General features: G+C 63.2%; 15 protein-coding genes. 8 read left to right on the forward strand and 7 right to left on the reverse strand.

Annotation, left to right across the window (positions count from 1 at the left end):
- Positions 1-328: 328 nt before the first annotated feature.
- Entirely contained in the window at positions 329-1,672 is a 1,344-nt protein-coding gene (locus tag SS05631_RS21170) for a polysaccharide pyruvyl transferase family protein (protein WP_037418810.1), read from the forward strand.
- Here SS05631_RS21170 and SS05631_RS21175 read toward each other — a convergent pair.
- Genes SS05631_RS21175 through SS05631_RS21185 form a run of 3 tightly spaced genes read right to left on the reverse strand, consistent with a single transcriptional unit; the run spans position 1,607 to position 5,345 of the window.
- Positions 1,607-3,070: a lipopolysaccharide biosynthesis protein gene (locus SS05631_RS21175; protein WP_037418814.1), complete on the reverse strand. Its 1,464-nt coding sequence runs from the start codon at positions 3,068-3,070 to the stop codon at positions 1,607-1,609. The two genes, SS05631_RS21170 and SS05631_RS21175, sit on opposite strands and share 66 nt — an antisense overlap.
- Complete coding sequence (locus SS05631_RS21180) at positions 3,067-4,248, reverse strand: glycosyltransferase (protein WP_037418816.1); 1,182 nt, start codon at positions 4,246-4,248, stop codon at positions 3,067-3,069. Before SS05631_RS21180 ends, SS05631_RS21175 begins: the two co-directional genes overlap by 4 nt.
- Before the next feature lie 11 nt (positions 4,249-4,259).
- A complete protein-coding gene (locus SS05631_RS21185) occupies positions 4,260-5,345 on the reverse strand; it encodes a glycosyltransferase (protein WP_037418819.1) in 1,086 nt (361 codons plus the stop codon).
- A gap of 432 nt (positions 5,346-5,777) precedes the next feature.
- Here SS05631_RS21185 and SS05631_RS21190 point away from each other — a divergent pair, with 432 nt between their 5' ends.
- Together SS05631_RS21190 and ggt are read left to right on the forward strand one after the other, a co-directional pair.
- Positions 5,778-6,440 (forward strand): sulfite oxidase-like oxidoreductase, encoded by a 663-nt coding sequence (locus tag SS05631_RS21190; protein WP_037418822.1) that lies wholly within the window; start codon positions 5,778-5,780, stop codon positions 6,438-6,440.
- An 82-nt stretch (positions 6,441-6,522) separates the two neighbouring features.
- Positions 6,523-8,265 (forward strand): gamma-glutamyltransferase, encoded by a 1,743-nt coding sequence (ggt, locus tag SS05631_RS21195; protein WP_037418826.1) that lies wholly within the window; start codon positions 6,523-6,525, stop codon positions 8,263-8,265.
- Between the two features lie 442 nt (positions 8,266-8,707).
- On the opposite strand, the gene pcaQ is transcribed toward ggt, so the two are convergent.
- On the reverse strand, positions 8,708-9,634 hold the full coding sequence (pcaQ, locus tag SS05631_RS21200) for a pca operon transcription factor PcaQ (protein WP_037418829.1): 927 nt from the start codon (positions 9,632-9,634) through the stop codon (positions 8,708-8,710).
- Positions 9,635-9,725: 91 nt separating this feature from the next.
- Here pcaQ and pcaD point away from each other — a divergent pair, with 91 nt between their 5' ends.
- The 5 genes from pcaD to SS05631_RS21225 all read left to right on the forward strand — a co-directional run bounded on the left by pcaD (position 9,726) and on the right by SS05631_RS21225 (position 13,461).
- A complete protein-coding gene (gene pcaD / locus SS05631_RS21205; RefSeq protein WP_037418832.1) occupies positions 9,726-10,544 on the forward strand; it encodes a 3-oxoadipate enol-lactonase in 819 nt (272 codons plus the stop codon).
- Positions 10,541-10,948 carry a 4-carboxymuconolactone decarboxylase gene (gene pcaC, locus SS05631_RS21210; protein WP_037418835.1) on the forward strand — a complete coding sequence of 136 codons (408 nt, stop codon included), beginning with the start codon at positions 10,541-10,543 and terminating at the stop codon, positions 10,946-10,948. Before pcaD ends, pcaC begins: the two co-directional genes overlap by 4 nt.
- Positions 10,949-10,950: 2 nt before the next feature.
- Positions 10,951-11,700 (forward strand): protocatechuate 3,4-dioxygenase subunit beta, encoded by a 750-nt coding sequence (pcaH, locus tag SS05631_RS21215; protein WP_037418837.1) that lies wholly within the window; start codon positions 10,951-10,953, stop codon positions 11,698-11,700.
- An 11-nt stretch (positions 11,701-11,711) separates the two neighbouring features.
- The gene (pcaG, locus tag SS05631_RS21220; RefSeq protein WP_037418840.1) at positions 11,712-12,326 is read left to right on the forward strand and encodes a protocatechuate 3,4-dioxygenase subunit alpha; all 615 of its coding nucleotides are present in this window, start codon (positions 11,712-11,714) and stop codon (positions 12,324-12,326) included.
- A gap of 79 nt (positions 12,327-12,405) precedes the next feature.
- Complete coding sequence (locus SS05631_RS21225; RefSeq protein WP_037418843.1) at positions 12,406-13,461, forward strand: 3-carboxy-cis,cis-muconate cycloisomerase; 1,056 nt, start codon at positions 12,406-12,408, stop codon at positions 13,459-13,461.
- 74 nt (positions 13,462-13,535) lie between these two features.
- Here the strand turns inward: SS05631_RS21225 and SS05631_RS21230 are convergent, their stop codons facing one another.
- The 3 genes from SS05631_RS21230 to SS05631_RS21240 form a co-directional block, all read right to left on the reverse strand.
- Positions 13,536-13,982 (reverse strand): hypothetical protein, encoded by a 447-nt coding sequence (locus SS05631_RS21230; protein WP_037418846.1) that lies wholly within the window; start codon positions 13,980-13,982, stop codon positions 13,536-13,538.
- Between the two features lie 726 nt (positions 13,983-14,708).
- On the reverse strand, positions 14,709-16,700 hold the full coding sequence (locus SS05631_RS21235) for a CHASE2 domain-containing protein (RefSeq protein ID WP_050988253.1): 1,992 nt from the start codon (positions 16,698-16,700) through the stop codon (positions 14,709-14,711).
- Positions 16,700-20,329, reverse strand: a complete 3,630-nt coding sequence (locus SS05631_RS21240; RefSeq protein WP_095678060.1) for a FecR domain-containing protein — start codon at positions 20,327-20,329, stop codon at positions 16,700-16,702. The genes SS05631_RS21235 and SS05631_RS21240 overlap by 1 nt, the downstream gene beginning before the upstream one ends.
- Between the last annotated feature and the right edge of the window lie 73 nt (positions 20,330-20,402).

The following is a 20,402-nucleotide window of genomic DNA, read 5'->3' on the forward strand; positions in this document are numbered from 1 at the left end:
AATGGACTGCCGCTATACGTGTGGAACGAACCACACGGCAAACGACGTCGCAGCGGATCAGACCTTGGCGGCGGAAGCGCCTCCCGGAGCCGGACCAAAGTCCCTGTATTGCCGGCGAAATGTGCGCTCCGATGCCGCCTCATCGTCAATCATTTGCGTCGATGCTGCAGTGCGGCAAAAATCCCCCGCGCGGCCATGAATTCACCAAAACTTCGCTACAGAACGCTATTGCGGGTTGTCCGTGGGATGCGGACGACACCTCTTGCAAGCGGCAAGTCGGCGACATTTCTCCCATGTCTGCCGGCTTTACACACGGGGATGACGGACCATGAAAGTTGTAGTCGAGAATACCGTCTGCTTGAACACCGGCGACGCGGCCATTCTTCTGGCGATCAGGCACATCCTGAAATCGGTGACGGACGAGGACCTGGAATTCCTGGTGTTCGACAGCCAGCCGGAAGTCGCGGCGCGGCTTTATCCGAAGGAGCAATATCCAGACATCGAGCTCAGGAAGCTGCCGTCGGAATCGATCTTCAAGTACAAATACGACGACAACACCGTCAAGAATGCCTTGAAGCAGGTCTATAACCAGGCGGTGTTTCAGGCGCTGCGCCATCTCGGCAGCGGCAACTATCTCGACCGGCGTTTCTTCAGCGATGCGGACCGCAAGAGCCTGGCGCTCTACAAGGATGCCGATATGGTGATCACCACCGGCGGCACCTATCTCGTCGAAAACTATTCGCTCGAACGGCGCATCAACCAGTTCAAGCTTGCCGAGATGCTCGGCAAGAAGACGATCTTCTTCACCCAGTCGCTCGGCCCCTTTTCCAAGCCCTATAACCGCCGCAACCTGCCGCCGGTTTTCAACCGCAGCCCGCTGATCCTGTTGCGCGACGTCCGTTCGCGCGATCACATCCTCGATCTCGTCGACGATCCGTCGAAGTGCCATGTGGTGGCCGATTCCGTCTTTGCGCTCGCCGACGTGGAGCGGATCAAGGCGCTCTTGACGATCGGCCGACCGGCACCGACCGGCCGCGTCGGCATATCCGTGCGGCACTGGCACTACGTGCAGGGCGGTGGCGGCGGCATGGACCGCTATATCCAGTCGATCCGCGAGATCGCGACGAGGCTCGTGCGCGACCACGGCAAGCAAGTCACTTTCATTTCCACCTGCCAGGGCGTGCCGGAATATGCCCATGACGATTCGAAGACGGCGAAGCTGATCGTCTCCGGCCTCGCGCCCGAGATTGCCGAGCACGTCACGGTCGACGCGGCGTTCCACACGCCGGAACAGCTGATGGCGACCGCCAGGGAGTTCGATTTCGTCGTGGCGACGCGCATGCACATGATGATCATGTCGCTTTGCGTCGGCACCCCGGTGCTGCCGATCGCCTACGAGTTCAAGACCAAGGAAGTCGCCAAGCGGATTGGCGTCGAGGATGTCCTGCTCGATATCGACACGGTGACCCCGGAGGAGGCACTCGGCAAGCTCGACCGCTTCGCCGGCGACCTCGACCGCTATCGCGCGGTCAGCCTCAAGGCAGTACTCGAGGAGAACGCCTCGGCGATGTCGGCGGCGGACCTCATCCGTCCGCTGGTGGCAGGTTCATCGGCGAACGGCGTTCAGGCCCTTCGCCAGGATCTCGAAGAGGACTTGGCGCGGCGCGCGTAGGGCAAGCGCGAAGAGCAGCGCCAGCCCGTAGTTGAGGCAGATCGCCAGAGCCAGCGCGACGACGTTCGAGGAACCGGTCAGGGCTGTCGGCAGCAGCCGGTAGCCGAACCAGGCGATAAGCGCCGAAAGAACGAAGAGGCCCTGGACGTAAAGGAAATCCCGCGCCGAGACAGGCCCGACCCGCTGCAAGAGCCAGGCAAGCACCGGGACCCGCAGAAGGTAGCCGCTGATCGCATAGGCGGCTGCCACCCCGATCGCACCCCATTGCAGACCGACGACGAAAGAAAGAACGGTCGTCAGCGACGAATAGATCCCCCAGCGGAACATCGTCTTCGTCTCGCCCTGGCAGATGAAGATCCAGCCGGTGGTGCTCGAAACCGGCTGCATCAGGCTGGCGACCCCGAGCCAGGCGAAGATCGGCGCGACCGGCAGCCATTGCGCACCGAAGAGGAGGCTGACGGTCGGCCCGGCGGCGCAGGTCAGCGCCGCAATGCCCGGCATGGTCACTGCAGCCAGCAGCCAGTTTGTCCGCATATAGATGTCGCGGAACTGCGGCTTGTCCTCCTGTATACGGCTCATCAGCGGGATCATCACCCGCGACAGGGGCTGGGTGATGTTTTGCAGCGGAAAGAGCAGAAGCTTGTAGGCGCGGTCGTAATAGCCGAGCTCGACCGGTCCGGAGAACTTGCCGATCAGGATGTTGTCGAGATTGCGCGAGAAGAAATTGACGAGGTTGAAGCCGGTGAGATTGGCGCCGAAGGAGATGATCTCACGGTCGATCCGGAAGGCCGGCCGGGCGGGCATCCATCGCGTCGCCCCCCACGCGGCGAGAAGTGCCACGGCGGCCGAGGCCGCCGGGCCGATCACCAGCGACCAGTAGCCCATGCCGAAATAGGCCGCAGCGGCGGTGACGAGGAGGCCGACGACCGCCGCGTAGACATCGTTGAGCGCCAGTTGCCCGAACTTCAAATGCCGGTTCATCAAGGCGAGCGGCAGGGCCGCGAGGCTGCCGAGCAGCAGCGGCAGCGCCGCGGCAATCGCGATCGCCGTCATCCGCTGGTCGCCATAAAAGGCGGCAATGGCGGGGGAAAGGGCAACGACCACAAGGGTGCAGAGAAGGCCGACGAGGGTGCTGATCCAGAAGACCTGGTTGAGCTCTTTCTCGCCGATCTCCTTGCGCTGGATGACGGCCTGCTGCAGGCCGAGATTCTGGAACAGCCCGACGAAGGCGACAATCGGGCTCACGGAAGCGACGAGACCGAAATCCTCCGGCGCCAGCAGCCGGGCGAGCACCACGACTGAGACGAACTGGATGACCATGCGCAGAATTTGAGCGCCGCCCGTCACCAACCCGCCGCGAAGGGCGACGCGGCCGACCTGAAGGTTTTCCTTGTTCAAGCGACAAGCCTCGTTTGGGGGAACCGGCTGACAATCCGCGCAAAATCATCGTCGAGCGCCTGCATGTCGAACTCGGCTTCGACCTTCCTGCGGGCGTCCCGGGCAATGATCTCGCATTCGTCCGGGTGCTCGGCGATGAAGCGCAGCCGGTCCGCCAGCGTCTCGACATCCCTTTCGGCGGCGAGAAAGCCGGTCTTCCCGTCCTCGATCAGTTCGGGGATACCCGAATGGGTGGAGCTGACCACCGTCAGCCCGGCCGCCATCGCCTCCATCAGTGCCACCGGTATCCCCTCGACATCGCCGTTTTCGGCGGTGACGCTCGGCAGCACGAAGGCATGCGATCGCCGCAGCCATTGCTTGACGTCCTGATGGGGGAGACTGCCGAGGAAGGAAACCCGGCTGGCAATTCCGAGTTCGGCGGCGAGCGCCTCGAGTTCCGGCCGCAGCGGACCATCGCCGATGATCGTATAGCGCCAGTCGAGTGCGGGGGCGGTGCTGCGCAGCCTGCCGAGCGCCCGGAGCGCGAATTCGATGCCCTTCTTCTCGGCCAGCCGGCAGACCGAAATCAATTGCACCGTCGCGCCGCACCAGGATTTCCATTCATAGGGGATCTTCTTGAGGTCGATGCCCATATGGTGGACGGCGACCTTGGCCTCCGGCGCCCCCGCCTCGATCAGCACGCGGCGAAAATAGTCGTTTACCGTCAGGTTGAGCGCGCCGTGCTGAAACAGGTCGTCATAGCGGCCGAGGCCCCGCTCCTTGAGAGGAACGCCGACGTCATAACCGTGGAAAATCGTCACGATCGGCGGCGTTAGCCGCTTCCATTTCTTAAGCCGCGCGGCGCGGGCGCCGTTGTGGCCGAAATGGGCGACGATCACGTCGCATGCGTTCAATCGGGCGACCGAGGACATGTCGAGCGCGGTGGAGGCCTTGTCGCGGAGCTTCGGCGGCAGTCGCCCGATGGCCGGACGGAGGCGCGACGCCGCACCCCACCAGTCGCGCGTGCGAGCCAAGAGCGTCGCAAGCGGCTCCTGCCGGCGATCCGCAAAATTGTAATCCGAAATACCGTTGCAGACGACCTCGACCTGAAAGCCGCGCCGCAACAGGCCGGCCATTTGGCCGATGACAAACGTTTCCGAAAGCATCGGAAACTGACCGACGACGAATCCGACGCGCATGCCGGGCGGTCTCAGGAGGCCTTGAGCTGGGCAGGGCGGCTCGCGGCGGCGCGTTCGAGCAGTTCCAGGAAGGCCGCGAATTGCCTGTCTGGCTGCATCAGCGGCCGCTTGGCGAAGGCGGATGCGGCCTGCGACAGGCGCTGATATTCTTTGTCGTCGCTCCAGAGCCTGCGGATGGCGCCGGTCCAATCCTCGAGCGGCGCGTCATAGTCGAGCACGATGCCGCCTTCGCCGATCGCCTCCGGCAAGCCGCCGCGCCGCGATCCGACCACCGGAATGCCGCTGCAATGGGCCTCGGACGCAACCCGTCCCCAGGCCTCTTCCCACTTGCTCGGCGCAAGCAGGATTTTCGTCCGGCCATAGACGGTCTTCATGTCGCTGGTGCGGCTTTCTAGCCGGACATTCTTCAGGGGCGCGATGATCTTCTCGATTTCCGCCCGATGATCATCGGAAAGCTTCCAGCTTTCGACGAACAGGAAGGGAATGTCCGGGCAGTGCTCGGCGATTCGGACCGCCAGCTCGAAGCCCTTCTCCTTATAGGGATTGATGAAGGTCACATATTCGCCGGTCGTGCGGGTCGTGTAGGTTTCGGGATTGATCGTCGGCGGAATAACCACCGAATCGATGCCGAATTTCTGCTTATAGGCCCGGGCGGTGAATTCCGAATTGGCGATGTAATAGGCGGAGGTCAGTTCGCGCAGATCGCCGGCGAGCTCGTGGAACTCGACGTTTCTAAGATAGATCACCAGCGGCACGTTGTGCGCCTGCAGCGCCTTGCCGATGGGCACGGATTTGTGGCACTGCACAACGGCGACGTCGGGCTGCAGCTTCTTCACCGCAAAGGCCGCCGCTTCCCAGGGGTGCCAGGCACGCACGACCGGATAGCCGGGAAAGCTGTCCATGACGCCGCGTTCGCCGGACAACTTAAGCTTGACGCGCTGTTTGAAGCCAAACATGCCGTCGCCGAACAAGGCGGCGAGCACGCCGGCCTCATGGCCGCGCTCGCGCAATTGCTGAACCAGGTGGTGGGTGCTCGACTGAACGCCGCCGCTGAATTCGGGATAGTAACCGTTTCCGCCGGCAAACAGAACCTTCATACGCTGTTCTCCTTCATAGAGACGTTTCGTCGTGACCGATTGGCGCGTCACCCGATCGGGTGAGGGTGAACGCATCAACTCCAGAATGACGGCAATTGTTGGGTCGGCCGTCCATGGGCCGGCGCAACCTGCGATTTAGAGCGCATGAGGCTGGCCCAAGCGGCTGGGCAGACCGGAAGAGGCAGCCCGAATCCGTGTTCATCCAGCCGCAAGAGCGTGATCCTCCGCCGAGCAGGGTGACCGTGTGAAAGCGCGCAGCATTGCTGCACTGCAACAAAGACTGTCATGGCGCGATCTGATAGTCAACTGAGCCTCATACTTCTGGGCTAGTCCGAAAGACGTACGCCCTGTTTTGGTCGGATCCGCTCGCTTGACGCGCCGGCTGTCCGGGCCTCAAATCAGTTTCCAAGACCAAAACGAGACGGGTGAATCATGGTGGACGACGAACCGGTACCGGAGACGAAGTTGACATCCACCAAGCGGCGCTGGGCGGCGGACGGCAAGTTCCTGACTGGCCGGATTGCTCGACCCGGGGCCGATCGCCTCCCGCCCGGTCAGCATCTCGTCAAGGAATGGCCCGTCCTGGACCTTGGGCAGCAGCCGCATATCGCGCTGGAAAACTGGCGACTCGACGTGACGGGTGCGGTGGAAAATCCGGTTTCGCTCGACTGGGCGGACTTCCAGTCGATGCCTCAAAGCGAGAGTCTCTCCGACATCCATTGTGTGACGACGTGGTCGCGCTACGACAATCGCTGGCAGGGTGTCGCGACGCGCGACCTGCTCGACCGGGTGATGCCCAAGCCGGAGGCGGAGTATGTAATGCTGACGAGCTTCGACGGCTATTCAACCAACCTGCCGCTCGCCGATTTCGCCGCCGAAGATGCTATTCTTGCGACGACCTGGCAAGGCGCGCCGATCACGCGCCCGCATGGCGGGCCGATGCGTCTCGTCGTTCCCCATCTCTATCTCTGGAAAAGCGCCAAATGGCTGTCGCGCATCGATTTTCGCAGCCGCGACACAGCCGGCTTCTGGGAGAAGAACGGCTATCACATGCGCGGCGACCCATGGCGCGAGGAGCGCTATTCCGGCGATTGAGGCGAGAATCCCCGACTATCCGTCTTTATCCTTGATGCTACAGTCCACGGTTCGAGAAGCGAATTCCGCCCAGGAGGAAAGCATGCGCAATTCCGCCTTGACGAGCCTGTCCTTCGCCTTGTTCATCGCATGCAGTACGGCCTTGCCGCAGATGGCTGGCGCCGCCTCGCCCGAGCCCGTCAAGGCCGAGCACGGCATGGTAGTGACCGCCCAGCATCTTGCCTCCGACATCGGCGTCGAGGTCCTGAAGAAGGGCGGCAATGCCGTCGATGCGGCGGTCGCTGTCGGCTATGCGCTCGCCGTCGTCTATCCGACCGCCGGCAATATCGGCGGCGGCGGCTTTATGACGATCCGCTTCAAGGACGGCAGGACGACGTTTCTGGATTTCCGCGAGCGCGCGCCGCTCGCCGCCACCAAGACCATGTACCAGGATGACAAGGGCGAGCTTGTCAAAGGCCTGAGCACCGACGGCTATCTCGCCGTCGGCGTGCCGGGTCCGGTGGCCGGCTTCGAATTCGCCCGCAGCCGCTACGGCACGCGGCCGCTGAAGGAGCTGATCGAGCCGGCGATTACGCTGGCGCGCGAAGGTTTTCAGCTCGAGCAGGGCGATGTCGATACTTTCGACGGCAGGACCGAAAGGCTGGCCAAGGATCCGGCAGCCGCGGCGATCTTTCTGAAAGCGGGAAAACCGTTCGAGGTGGGCGACAAGCTCATCCAGACTGATCTTGCTACTTCGCTTACAAGCATTGCCGAGAAAGGGCCGGACGCCTTCTACAAGGGTGCGATCGCCGACGCGATCGTCAAGGCGAGCGCGGAAAGGGGCGGCATCCTCGCCAAGAAGGATTTCGAGCAATATCAGGTGCGCGAGCTCGAGCCGGTGAAGTGCAATTACCGCGGTTACGACATCGTCTCCTCGCCGCCGCCTTCCTCCGGCGGTCTTATCATCTGCGAGATCCTCAACATCCTCGAAGGCTACCCACTCTCCTATCTCGGCTATGGCTCGGCCGAGACGGTGCATGCGATGATCGAGGCGATGCGCCATGCCTATGTCGACCGCAACACCGCGCTCGGCGATCCGGACTTCGTCGAAAACCCGGTCGCCAAGCTGACCGACAAGGCCTATGCGAAGGAGATCCGAGAAAAGATCGATCCGTTCAAGGCCGGTACCTCAGAGGCGTTGATGCCCGAGGGCTTCGGCGAGAGCAAGGAGACGACCCACTATTCGATCATCGACGTCGAGGGCAATGCGGTTGCCGTCACCTACACGCTGAACGGCTCGTTCGGCGCAGGCGTCGTCGCGCCCGGAACCGGCATCCTGCTCAACAACGAGATGGACGACTTCACCGCCAAGCCCGGCGCGCCGAATCTCTACGGTCTCGTGCAGGGCGAGGCGAACGCCATCGCTCCCGGCAAGACGCCGCTCTCCTCGATGAGTCCGACGATCATCTCCAAGGATGGCAAGCCCTTCATGGTGATCGGCAGCCCCGGCGGCGCACGCATCATCACCATCACGCTCGAGGCGATCCTCAATGTCATCGACCACGGCATGAACATCCAGGAGGCAGTCGACGCGCCGCGTCTCCACCACCAATGGCTGCCTGACAAGGTGTTCATGGAGCCCTACGCGCTTTCGCCCGACACGCTGAAGCTGCTCTCGGCGATGGGCCATGACGTCGAGATCGACAAGAATTGGACCATCTGGGGCCAGGCGACCGGCATCCTCGTCGGCGGCGAGAGTCTCGCCGAGATCGCCGCTGGCGGCGGCGCGCGCTACAACGGCGCCGCCGACAGCCGCATCGGCGCCGGCGCGGCGAAGGGGTATTAGGGCCTGCTCTCATTGAGGCTGGACCCCTCTGGCCGCCATGCTCGCCACAACGGGAAGACGACCCGCGGCTCCCTCCGTGTTTCGCGGGAGCGCTCCGCCACGAGAGAAATCATGAGTGACCAAAAGATTCGAGGAACAAGGGCGCCACCTCGCGATAACGGCTTGTTCCTAAGCGCGATTGACAAGATGGATCCTGGCGAGAACAACAAGTTCAAATGCAAGGCATTCTGCTTTTCCAAGCGCAATCGAACCGCCGCGGCAGGCGCGGTGCAAAAGTCGCGGTTTATCGTATGACGGAAGACGAGGATCCCGCGATTGAGGCCCGACTAAGTGCAGTAGACGAGAAGGCCAAACGTCCGACGCACCAAATCACCAGACATTTCTCTGAGTGAGGGACTGGAGATTGCGAGAAGCACCGTTGATTGTGGTGCCCCATAGTGCGTTACATCCTCGGGGCCACCGCCTCGGCGGCCTCGCGGATCGTCTGCATCAGGATCGACAGCGGCAGCGACGGGATCGCGTCGGTGCGCATGGTGAGGCCCACCGGTCCCTTCGTCTCGCTGGTGTCGATCGGCAGCGCCGTCAGCAGCCCGTCGTCGATGTCGGTGGCGACGACGCCGTTCGAAATGATCCAGATCGCGTCGCTCGAACGCACGAAGGCACGGCCGAAGGAATCGGAGACGGTTTCGATCTGGTTCGGCAGGCCGGCAATGCCATTGGCGATCAGGAAGCGCTCGACGAACGGCCGGATGATCGAGGCGCGGGTCGGCATTAGCACTGGATAGTCGCCGAGATGCGCGAAGAGGGACTGCTTGCCAGACAGCAGCGGATGGCCGGCGCGCACGGCGAAGACCACCTGCTCGGAATAAAGATGCTCGAAGGAGAAGCCGGTCATTCGGTCGGGTGCGGCGAGCCGGCCGACGACGAGGTCGAGATCGCCGACGCGGAGCTGCTCCAGGAGCACGGCATTCTCGCCGGTGACGATCTTGAGCCGGGCGTTGGTCTTCTCTTCGAGGAAGAGCGCGATCGCTCGCGGCATGATGCGCGTCGACACCGTCGGCAGCGCCCCGACGCGGATCGGCGGTCCGTCGCCGGAGCGCTCCTGCGAAACGGAATCGAGGCCCTGCCGAAGCGCTGTCAGAGCCGCGCCGGCGTGGCGCAGGAATACCTCGCCGTAACGGGTGATCTTGATGCCGCGTCCGTCGCGCTCGAAGACCGAGACGCCGAGCACCTCCTCCAGCTCGCGGATCGTCTTGGTGACCGCCGGCTGCGTGACGTTCAAGAGATCGGCGGCCTTCACGACGCTCTTCTGGCGCGCGACCTCGACAAAAGTCTGCAGATGACGAAACTTGATGCGCGCGTCGATCATCGAAACATAACTCAGGAGTTAATGGTTCGGCGCAAAATATCATTTTACCTAACCAGATGAAATCGCCAATTTGGTGGGGAGGAGACTTATCGTGCAATTCACCCGGATTAACGACATTGCCATCCATTATCGGTTGATTGGCGCGGTTGCCGAGAAGCCGGTGCTTGTCTTCGTCAATTCGCTCGGCACGGATTTTCGCATCTGGGACGACCTCGTGCCGCGCCTCTCCGATGCGTTTGCCATCGTCCTCTACGACAAGCGCGGCCATGGCCTCTCGGATATCGGCCAGGTGCCCTATGCGATCGAGGATCATGCGACCGACCTTGCGGGTCTGCTCGACCGCCTCCAAGTCAAGCGCGCCATCATCTGCGGTCTCTCGGTCGGCGGCCTGATCGCGCAATCGCTCTACCAGCGCCGGCCGGATCTGGTGCGGGCGCTCGTGCTTGCCGATACGGCGCACAAGATCGGCACGACCGAGATGTGGGACGCCCGCATCGCGGCGATCGAGGCGCATGGCATCGAGGCGGTCGCCGACGCGGTGCTCGAGCGCTGGTTCACGCCGGCCTTCCGCCGGCCTGAAAACGTCTCCTTTGCCTGTTACCGCAACATGCTGATCCGCCAGCCGGCGCCGGGATACGTCGGCACCTGCGCGGCAATCCGCGATGCCGACTACACCGAAGCGGCCGGAAAGATTTCCGTGCCCGTGCTCTGCGTCGTCGGCGATCAGGACGGTTCGACGCCGCCCGATCTGGTGCGCTCGACGGCCGGGCTCATCCCCGGGGCGCGTTTCGAGGTGATCGGCGATGCCGGGCATATACCATGCATCGAGCAGCCCGAGGCGCTGGCCGCGATCCTCCGTGAATTTTTCATCTCCCTGCCAGGAGACAAACCGATGAGTAAAGCCCGATGATCGACGGCTCCGCCTCCGACCGTTATCGCCAGGGCATGGCGACGCGCCGCGCCGTTCTCGGCGACAGCCATGTCGACCGCGCCCAATCGGCGACGACGGAATTCGACCAGCCGTTCCAGGACCTGATCACCGAGGCGGCCTGGGGCCATGTCTGGTCGCGCCCGGCCCTGACCAAGCGCGAGCGGTCGATCGTCACCATCGCGCTGCTCGCCGCGCTCGGCCAGGACGAGGAGGTGGCGATGCATGTCCGCGCCACGGCCAATACCGGGGCGACCCGCGAGGACATCCGCGAGGCGCTGCTGCATGTGGCGATCTATGCGGGCGTCCCGGCCGCCAACCACGCCATCAAGATCGCCAAGCGGGTGTTCGCCGAGATGGATGCCGCAAGGGCGAGGGGGGAGTGACGATGTCCGAGACAGAAAACCGCAGGCCGGAAACCGGCGCTTTCTTCCAGCGCGACCGGGATTGGCACCCGCCGGCCTTCGCCCCCGGCTACAAAACCTCGGTGCTGCGGTCGCCGCGCAAGGCGCTGCTTTCAATGGACAACACGATCTCCGAGATCACCGGTCCGGTCTTCGGCCATTCGACGCTCGGTGAACTCGACAACGACTTGATCCACAATTTCGCCAAGCCCGGCGAAAGCGCCATCGGCGAACGGATCATCGTGCACGGAAGGGTGCTGGACGAGCGCGGCCGGGCGGTTCCCGGCGCGCTGCTCGAATTCTGGCAGGCCAATGCCGGCGGGCGCTACCGGCACAAGAAGGAAAGCTATCTTGCGCCCCTCGACCCGAATTTCGGCGGCTGCGGCCGGGCGATCACCGACGAGAACGGCTATTATTGCTTCCGCACAATCAGGCCGGGAGCCTATCCCTGGCCGAACGGCGTCAACGACTGGCGTCCGGCCCATATCCATTTTTCGGTCTTCGGCCACGGCTTTGCCCAGCGGCTGATCACCCAGATGTACTTTGAAGGTGATCCGATGATCTGGAAATGTCCGATCGTCGGCACGATCCCCGACCGGCGGGCGATCGAGCAATTGATCGCGCCGCTCGATTGGGCGAATACCATCCCGATGGATGCACGGGCCTATAAATTCGACATCGTGCTGCGCGGTCGCCGCTCGACGTTCTTCGAGAACCGGCCGGAAGGCAATTGAGGGAGGGAACGATGGTTCAGAATCTGGGCTACCTGAAGGAAACCGCCTCGCAAACGGCCGGGCCTTACGTCCACATCGGCCTCACGCCCAATTTCGGCGGCATTTCCGGTGTGTTCGAAAGCGACCTTGGATCGGTAATGGTCAATGACAAGACGCTTGGGCAACGCATCGCCGTGACCGGGCGGGTAATCGACGGCGCCGGCGCGCCGCTCAAGGACGCGCTGATCGAAATCTGGCAGGCGGATGCTGCGGGGCTCTACAATTCGCCTTCGGAAACGCGCGGCGCCGCCGACCCGAATTTCACCGGCTGGGGCCGCTCTCCGACGAGCGCCGAGGACGGCACCTTCCTTTTCGAGACCGTCAAGCCCGGCCGCGTCCCGTTCAGGGACGGCCGCCTGATGGCGCCGCACATGAGCGTCTGGATCGTGGCGCGCGGCATCAATATCGGGCTGCACACGCGGATGTATTTCCCGGACGAGGCGGCGGCGAACGCCGAGGATCCGCTGCTTCAGCGGATCGAGCATCGCCATCGCGCTGAAACGCTTGTCGCCGGCGGCCAGGCGCCTAATTATGTTTTCGACATTCATCTCCAGGGGGAGAAGGAGACGGTCTTCCTGGATATCTGATCATTGGCGACTCATCCCGCGTTGCCGCGCGCTTGTCGGCTCCCCTGGTTCAGGGGAAGCCAGATCCAGGAGACGTGGAATGACCTACTCGGCCTTTGATCACCCCTATCTGTCCGGCCTGCTTGGTGACGAAGCGGTAGCGGCTGAGTTTTCCGCGGCCGCGGATATCCGCGCCATGCTCGCCTTCGAGGCGGCTCTGGCGCGGGCCGAAGCGCAGCACGGAGTGATCCCGCATGCGGCCGCCGACCGGATAACCGAGGCATGCCGCGCCTTCTCCCCGGATGTTGCGGCCTTGCGGCGCGGAATGGCTACCGACGGCGTCGCCGTGCCGGAGCTGGTCCGTCAATTGCGGCGCGCCGTCGGCGAAGAGACAGCGGAATATGTGCACTATGGCGCCACCAGCCAGGATGTCGTCGACACCAGCCTGATGCTACGCCTGAAGGCGATCGGCGAGCTCTTCTCCGGCCGCCTCGGCGAGATTGTCACGATACTGGAGGAGGGCGTCCAGCAATGGGGCGAGCGTCCGCTGATGGGCCGCACCCGCATGCAGGCGGCCATTCCAATCACCGTAACGGACCGGATGCGGAGCTGGATCGAGCCGCTGCTCGACCACCAGGACCGGCTCGACGCGATGGATATCGACCTGTTCGCCGTGCAATTCGGCGGTGCCGCCGGCACGCTCGACAAACTCAAGGACAAGGCGGATGCGGTCCGCGCGACGCTGGCGGAGGAACTGGCGCTGATCGACTGTCCGCAATGGCACAGCCAGCGCGCTGCGATCGCCGATTTCGCCCACCTTCTTTCGCTGATCACCGGCAGTCTCGGCAAGTTCGGCCAGGACATCGCCCTGATGGCGCAAACGGGCGACGAGATCGTGCTGGCCGGCGGCGGCTCGTCCTCTGCCATGTCGCACAAGCAGAACCCGGTCGCCGCCGAAGTGCTGGTCACGCTGGCGCGCTTCAATGCCACGCAAATCTCGGGCATCCACCAGGCGATGGTGCATGAGCAGGAGCGTTCCGGTTCCGCCTGGACGCTCGAATGGCTGCTCCTGCCGCAGATCGTCGGGGCGACCGCGGCGGCACTGAGGCTTGCTGCGGAACTTGCCGGCAATATCAAGCGCCTCGGTGCCGCTTGACTGACGAAAGGTCCGGGCCGCTTCCTGCGAAGCGGCCCGGCAATCAGTGGCGAGACTTGAGCGGTGTCGGACAGTCACGCCGACCGGGCAATTTGCCAGTCGAGCCGGCGTACGTCCCTCTGCAATTGGGCATAGGACGGGCCCGGAATCCTGCCGTTATGCATCGCCGCTACGTGCGTTGCGTCGGCGCGGATGTTTCCCTCCTCGCGACGCAACCTGTGGAAGGCGACGGAACTCAGCTTGCCGGAGGCGCGCTCCGCATCCATGCGATGATTGGCGGCGCGAAGTTCGTGGAGGATCGCGGCAAGCCGCGGCTGCTGAACGACGATGGCGGAGGTCATCGGGCGGGCGTCCGAGGCGGGCGGGGCTACGTCGTCGTTGCCGAATATGCCCCGGTAATAGTCGCCGTTCTCGGGAACGGTTGAGTTTGGACCTTCCTGCCGCCCGGCAGCGAAGGCGCCGCCTATGGCGAGCGAGAGAGTGAGGGCAGCGATTGCGGATGTCTTGATGAGCGAGCGCATCTTTGCGTCTCCTTGAACTTGAGGAAGCGGAGCGCTTCCGACCGGGGCTGTCTCATACCGTCGTGTCGCGACCCTTTCGATCGCCGGCAGTATTCAGCCTCGAGTAAAGGAATAGGCCAGGAGACGGCGTAAGTCACATTAACAATAAATAAAGTTCTGCTAGCATTCTTTGACATAGTTTTGTCCAATTTCGGACGGGTGCAGCGTAAAATGGGGAGAAACTATTAAGGGAATAAATGTTTTTTGGGTCGATATCCCCCCCCAGTAACTATGGTGCCGACAGGCGTTCATGAACTATCTGTAATATTTCAGGCGTGCCGTCCGTTCAAGGCGTTGCCCGCCGGCCAAAATTCTTAGAGCAAACGCCGATCCGGTTGAATCGTTGCTGCGGTCGCAGACACCCCCTCTGCCCTCCCCGGCATCTCCCCACAAGGGGGAGATTGGCTGGAAACGGCGTTCTGCCCCACGCCATCCTACGTTTGCCGAAATCAAGGCACCTGCAAATTTCCATGCATGGATATTCGATGGGCGGGACATTCGTTTTGGCCGATCTCCCCCCTTGTGGGGGGCCCGGCAGGGCAGAGCGGGGTATCACGCCGTTCCAATCGGATTGAATTCCGCCTCTAGAGCGCCGCGCGTTCATTCGAACGCGCAAAGGACGCTCTAGCACTTTGAATCTAGAGCATCTTTTCTGCTTTCGGTGGTTCCACTTGAAAGCAGGATGCTCTAGGCGGAGCGGAGCCGCTCGCGTTCGCGTTCGTAATAGCGCTCGAGCGAGGGCAGCGCCGATTTGAGCTCGTCGAACTCAGCCGCGTCGATGCCGCCGGGGTCGCGGTACTTCGCTTCGATATAGGCTAGATGTCGGCCGAGTGCTGCCTCGGAGGCACCCTCGGCCAGCGTGAAGACCGGCGAGACCGTGTTCCGTCCCTTAACGGTGATGCGGTCGATCTCGACCACCGGGAAGCTGGCGGCGGCGAGTGCAGCCGTCCGTTCGCCAAGCAGAAGCGGGATGCCGTAGTCCTTCGAGGCACCTTCGAGGCGCGAGGCGAGGTTGACCGCATCCCCCAGCGCCGAATAGTCGAAGCGGCGGGCGGAGCCCATGTTGCCGACGACGCATTCGCCGGTATTGATGCCGATGCCGATGCGCAGCATCTTCGGCTGCCGCCCGGCCGCGACCGCCTCGGCATCGAGCTCGGCATTGATGCGGGTGAGCGCGGCGAGCATGTCGCGGGCCGCAGCGACGGCGTGAAGGGCGTGGTCGGGATCGTCGAGCGGCGCATTCCAGAAGGCCATCAGGCAGTCGCCGATGTATTTGTCGATCGTGCCGCCCTGATTCAGCACCGCTTCCGAGAGCGGCGTCAGCAGCCGATTGACGAGCGTCGTCAGCCCCTCCGGGTCGTCCTTCATGTCTTCCGCGATCGTCGTGAAGCCGCGAACGTCGCAGAAGAGGATCGTCAGCGTCCGTCTTTCGCCACCGAGCTTCAGTTGCGACGGGTCCTGCGCCAGCCGTTCGACGAGCGCCGGCGAGAGATACTGCGAGAAGGCGCGGGTGATCTCGCGGCGGCGGCGGCGCTCCTCGGCATAGTCGATGCCCGCCTGGCCGACGGCAACGCCGAGGAAGGCAAGGCCAGGTCCGAGCGGCGAGACGAAGACATGGCCGAAACGCATCAGGCCGTAGCTTGCGAGAAGGATCAGCGCGAGTGCGAAGGCGCCGTAGCCGAAGGTCCTCCAACTCGTCGATTTTAGCACGACAAGCGCTGCGGCTAGCGCGGCCAGCAGGATTGCCGGCGTGGAAGCAGGCGCACCCGCTAACTTGATGGCGAGCCGGTGAACGAGATTGTCATAAATGGTCGCCTGGATCTCCGCGCCGGCGACGAGGCCGCGCGAAAAGACGGTGTCGGAGGTGGCGAAGGCATCGGCGCCGCCGTCGGCGATCGACGGGGCGTTCTGCAAGCTCAGGCCGACGATGACGACGCGGTCGCGGAACGTACCTTCCGGCAGGAAATTTTCCGGATCGAGCGCCTGGTAATAGGAAACGGTCGGATAGGTGCGCGCCGGGCCGAAGGTCTGGATCAAGGTCCGCCGCTCAGGCGGCTGTGGATCTGTGCCGGCCACCGTCGCGAGCGCCACGGCGAAGCCGTCCGGATAAGGGGGGATCTGCCTCAGCGTGCCGTCGCCGCTGAGATTGACCGAGGCGATGCCCACTTTTGCGCCTCTCGCGGTGAAGAGCGGCAGCGGTTCAGTGCGGACGAACTGTTCCGCCTGCGGCGTCTGGATCAAAGTCTGGTCGCCGGCAAGCACCACGTCCGGCCTGAGCGCCTCGGCCAGTGCACTGTCGTTTTCCGGATCGGCGGCCGGTTCGGCGAAGATGACGTCGAGGGCAATCGCCCGCGCGCCGGCCCTTCTCAGCGCCTCGATCAGCCGGGCGTGCAGCGCGCGAGGCCACGGCCATTGGCTGCCGATCTCAGCCATCGACGGCTCGTCGATCGCGACGATGATAGGCCCACCCTCGGGAAGCGCAGGGCGGCCGATGACCGAGAGGTAGTCGTAGGCGCGCAGGTCGGCGAGCGACCAACTGCCGGTCAGCGAGACAAGCGAGACGAGGGCGGCGACAAACACGGTCAGAGCGGCAAGCTTCGCTCGGCGTGGCGAATGACGAATTCGATCGATTGCTGCGGAGACGCTTTGACGGGCGGGCGCGAAGCGAGGGACGTGCATTAAAACCGCACTTTGACGGTGCCCTTGACGGTGGGCCCCCAGCCGGGCACGCCGTTGCGCAGCTCAAATTCCTGGTCGAGAAGGTTGAAACCGGCGAGTTCGACTTCGAAGCGCTTGTCAAACGGCTCCCATTGGAGAGATGCGTCGAGTGTCCAGAAGTCGTCGTGCGTTATAGAACCTTCCGAGCGCTCGCCAATATAGTTTCCCGCTACCGTCGTCTTGACGTTTGCAGTGTTGACCCAGGTCAGCGCGACCTGACCGGAATTTTCCGGCAGAAATGGAAGATCGCCGCTGCCGCCTGATGAGAGGTCCTCGCTTTCGGTGCGGGCCACAGTCGCGGAAAGGCCGAGGCCATGGCCGAGCGCCAGGTTGGCGGTCAATGCGACGCGGTCAATCCTGGCTTTGTCGAAATCAAAGTCCGCCGTCGAGAATGGCAGATCGATCGAGCCGTCGCGGATTTCCTGGTGCTGATAGTCAACCGCTGTAAACAGCCGGTCGTTCCATTCGGCATCCCATCGGAGAGCAAGCGTGTCGGCATAGCCCTCAGTCCCGATGAGGAACTGGTTGGGCTGCAGCCCTACGATGCCGACCGGGGCAAGCGTGGCCGCGCCGAAGCTATAGCCTTCGCGCTGGACGGCGGCGCGCAGCCAATGGCCCTCGGAGGGTGCCCAAGCGATACCGAGCTTCGGTTCTAGACGAATATGGTTGTCGTTCACGTCCTCGATGTAGCGGGCAACCAATGCGCCTTCGGCCTTCAGATCAGGCGTAATCTCATAGAGTCCGTCGACGTAAGCCTTCATGACTCCTACAGTGGCGGATGAGCTAGCGGAGGTGAATGGTACTGAATCGATGAGATCGTAACGTTCGGCCTTCTCTTTCGATGTTACGGCGCCGCCTTCGATGCCGTAGCGCCAAGTGAAGTTCCCGTCTCCGTAAAGGTGGTTCAGAGCTCCGATATAGCTCGTCTCATGTTGCTCACTTCGGAAGTATCTGAGATCGATGAAGGGGATGTCCGAGAAAACGGTTCGCGAGGTCTCATCGATCTTCCTGTCGTTGAAGAAGAAGGCGGCGTTCGCAACGTTTTGATATCCGAATGTGTGGCTCCAGGCGACGCCGGAGGTGAGACTCGAGGCGGAGTACTCATTCAGAATGTCGCCAAAAAACGGAAAAAGATCCGGGTCCGGAATGTCGAAGATATTTCGGCTGTCGTCGACCTCTGCCATGTTCATGAACGCAACGACTCGGTCGTCTGGAGATGGCGTCGCGGTGAGATAGCCGTTACCGCCGATCAAGCGCCACTCACGGTCCAGCTGCAGCCCGTTGCCCAAGTCGACCGTATCGCGCGGCTCTTCCCATTGGAAGGTGCCGGAGAAGCTGATCGGAAACGGAGAAACGGTAAATCCCCCAACGGCCGCTTCGCCGATCCAGCCCACTTGGCCCTGACTTGCCGTAAACCCGCCGCCAAGCTCCGCTTCAAAGAACGGCGAGTGCAGCAAATTGACCGTGCGTTCGCGGCTGGCGAGCATGTGCGGTTCGATCAGCAGCCCTTGGATCAGAGCGGAGAAGCTCGTGGTATTGACAGTGTTGGTGATCGCGTTGGCGGCGAAATCGTAGGTGTTGAAAAAGGGATTGACGCTGCCGCGCACAGCCTGGTCCACATAGCTCGCCCCAGTAAAGGGGTCGAACACAGCATCGCCGTAATATTGCCCCCAGGCGTCTAGCCCCTGCAGCCGGAACGCATCGTTGAGCGTCGAGCCGGCCTCCTGGTTGGCGCCAAGCGCCGCCGTATCGCCGCCGCGCGCCCGCGTGCGGCGCATTGCTTCCTGGGCGTTGCGGATGGCGGCGTCCGCGTCATAGGCGTCGATGGCGATGGCAGTTCTAACCGTTGCCACGACAGCATCGTTCGGGTCCAGCCTGTCGGCATTGTCGAGTGCCTGGGCGCCGGGAATGCGGTCGCCCTTTTCATAATGCGCGGCCGCGAGCAGGAGCTGTGCGTTGGAATAGGCGGGATTGGCCGTTGAGCCGGCGAGCAGATCTTCAACTGCCTTGTCGACCTCCCCGTTCTGCAGGTGATAACGGCCGCGCGCCACCAGGGCGATGTCGAAGGAAGGATCGACGGAAAGGGCCGTGTCGATTTCGCGCTTCGCCTCGGCCATCCGCATCTCGTCCATGTACTGGATGGCAAGATTCCCATGGGCGACGGGGTCCAGCGGGTCCAGCGCAATTGCCTCTTTGAACGCTGCCTCAGCGGCACGGTTGTCGCCGCGGTCACCCTGAACGAGCCCCAAGAAATTCCATATGGAGGACGAACCAGGGGCCGTCTTCAAGGCCTTGTTGAGATCGGCAAGCGCGCCCTCGAGATCATTTTCGAGATGGTAGCGATAGTGCGCGCGGGCCTCCAACGCGGTCGGATCTTCAGGATCGATCGAAAGCGCCCGCTCGGCAGCATCTCGAAGCTCGTCACGATCGTCGAGCAAGAGCGCGAGTTGGGCACGCGCCGCGGGTAGGGTCGGGTCGTCGGGATACTTCTGTTCGGCCCTCCTGATCGCTGCGATGGCAGCGGGAATATCTTCTCGGAAACCGGCGGTCCAAGCCTGTGCGATACCGGCATAGCGGCCGGTAGCCGCTCGCGGCGGCTCCTCGACCCGGTTGGGATCGGCAAGGCCGCGGGCAAAATAGCCGCCATAGGACGCAATCGTACGGCGGCTGGCGTCGAGCCCGCGCTCGGCCTTCGAGAAAAGCCGGGCCGCTTCTTCAAACTGGTTCGAAGAGCCGGCGATCAATGCACGAATGAGGTCGGCGCGCGGGCGTAGTGAGCCGGAAAGCCCGCGCCGGCTCGCCTCCGCTAGTGCCGCCTGAGCTTTGACGCGGCCATTGAGGGAGAGATAGATTTCGGCAAGTGTCAGCCAGTCCTCGGCCGAGCGGGAGGCTTCCGGCCGGGCCTCGATCCCCGCGCGTTGACGGCGCATCTCCGGGGCGCTGAGGTGTGTTGCCGGCATCCAGGCGAAGGCGTCTCGCAGCGACAGATGGAACAGCATCTGTTCGCGGTCTTTCGGCGTGACGATGACGATCTTGGTCGGCGCGCTGCCGATTGCGGCCACCGCACCCTCGCCCTGCTTCACTGTAACGCTGCCATAGGCGTTCTTGAGCTCGACGACACCTTCGAGGACGGTGAGCGACGTCTTGCCGTCGCCGCCGACGGTCATCGTCCAGTCGGTGCCGCGGATTGCGGCGGCAGCCGCCGGCGTGTCGATCACCAGCCCTTCGCCGCCGCGTTCGGCGCGGGCCCAGATCGAGCCCGATTCGAGTTCGAGGTTCGTGTCGCCCCCGCCGATCTGCTTTACGCGCAAGGCGGTGTTACGCCCGAGCCGAATTTGCGTGTGGTCCCGGAAGAGTACGGCCAGTGAACCGGTGGCGTTGGTGCGCAGCACGTCGCCGGCAATCAGGTCCTGGGCGAGGTCGACGAACCGCCAATTAGATACATCGACGAAGCGCACCTCCTCGCCGGACTTGCGGGCAATAACCGATCCTGCCGCGGGCTGATGCCGCGGCACCGGCTCGGCAAACGCGAGCCATGGCGCAAAGAGCGCCATTGCGATCAGCAATGCAACCGTTCTTCTTCGCCGCATTCCTGCAACTGCCCCTCGTTACACGGAATCCAGTGGATTTTCGGGCTGGAAAAGTCAAGCGCCCAGTTTTGGG

Source organism: Sinorhizobium sp. CCBAU 05631, from assembly GCF_002288505.1.
Taxonomy (GTDB): domain Bacteria; phylum Pseudomonadota; class Alphaproteobacteria; order Rhizobiales; family Rhizobiaceae; genus Sinorhizobium; species Sinorhizobium fredii_C.

Coding starts and splice junctions, on each gene's coding strand:
- SS05631_RS21170 (WP_037418810.1), top strand. CDS start 329: ATGAAAGTTGTAGTCGAGAATACCGTCTGCTTGAACACCGGCGACGCG.
- SS05631_RS21180 (WP_037418816.1), bottom strand. CDS start 4,248: ATGCGCGTCGGATTCGTCGTCGGTCAGTTTCCGATGCTTTCGGAAACG.
- SS05631_RS21185 (WP_037418819.1), bottom strand. CDS start 5,345: ATGAAGGTTCTGTTTGCCGGCGGAAACGGTTACTATCCCGAATTCAGC.
- SS05631_RS21190 (WP_037418822.1), top strand. CDS start 5,778: ATGGTGGACGACGAACCGGTACCGGAGACGAAGTTGACATCCACCAAG.
- ggt (WP_037418826.1), top strand. CDS start 6,523: ATGCGCAATTCCGCCTTGACGAGCCTGTCCTTCGCCTTGTTCATCGCA.
- pcaQ (WP_037418829.1), bottom strand. CDS start 9,634: ATGATCGACGCGCGCATCAAGTTTCGTCATCTGCAGACTTTTGTCGAG.
- pcaC (WP_037418835.1), top strand. CDS start 10,541: ATGATCGACGGCTCCGCCTCCGACCGTTATCGCCAGGGCATGGCGACG.
- pcaH (WP_037418837.1), top strand. CDS start 10,951: ATGTCCGAGACAGAAAACCGCAGGCCGGAAACCGGCGCTTTCTTCCAG.
- pcaG (WP_037418840.1), top strand. CDS start 11,712: ATGGTTCAGAATCTGGGCTACCTGAAGGAAACCGCCTCGCAAACGGCC.
- SS05631_RS21225 (WP_037418843.1), top strand. CDS start 12,406: ATGACCTACTCGGCCTTTGATCACCCCTATCTGTCCGGCCTGCTTGGT.
- SS05631_RS21230 (WP_037418846.1), bottom strand. CDS start 13,982: ATGCGCTCGCTCATCAAGACATCCGCAATCGCTGCCCTCACTCTCTCG.
- SS05631_RS21235 (WP_050988253.1), bottom strand. CDS start 16,700: ATGCACGTCCCTCGCTTCGCGCCCGCCCGTCAAAGCGTCTCCGCAGCA.
- SS05631_RS21240 (WP_095678060.1), bottom strand. CDS start 20,329: ATGCGGCGAAGAAGAACGGTTGCATTGCTGATCGCAATGGCGCTCTTT.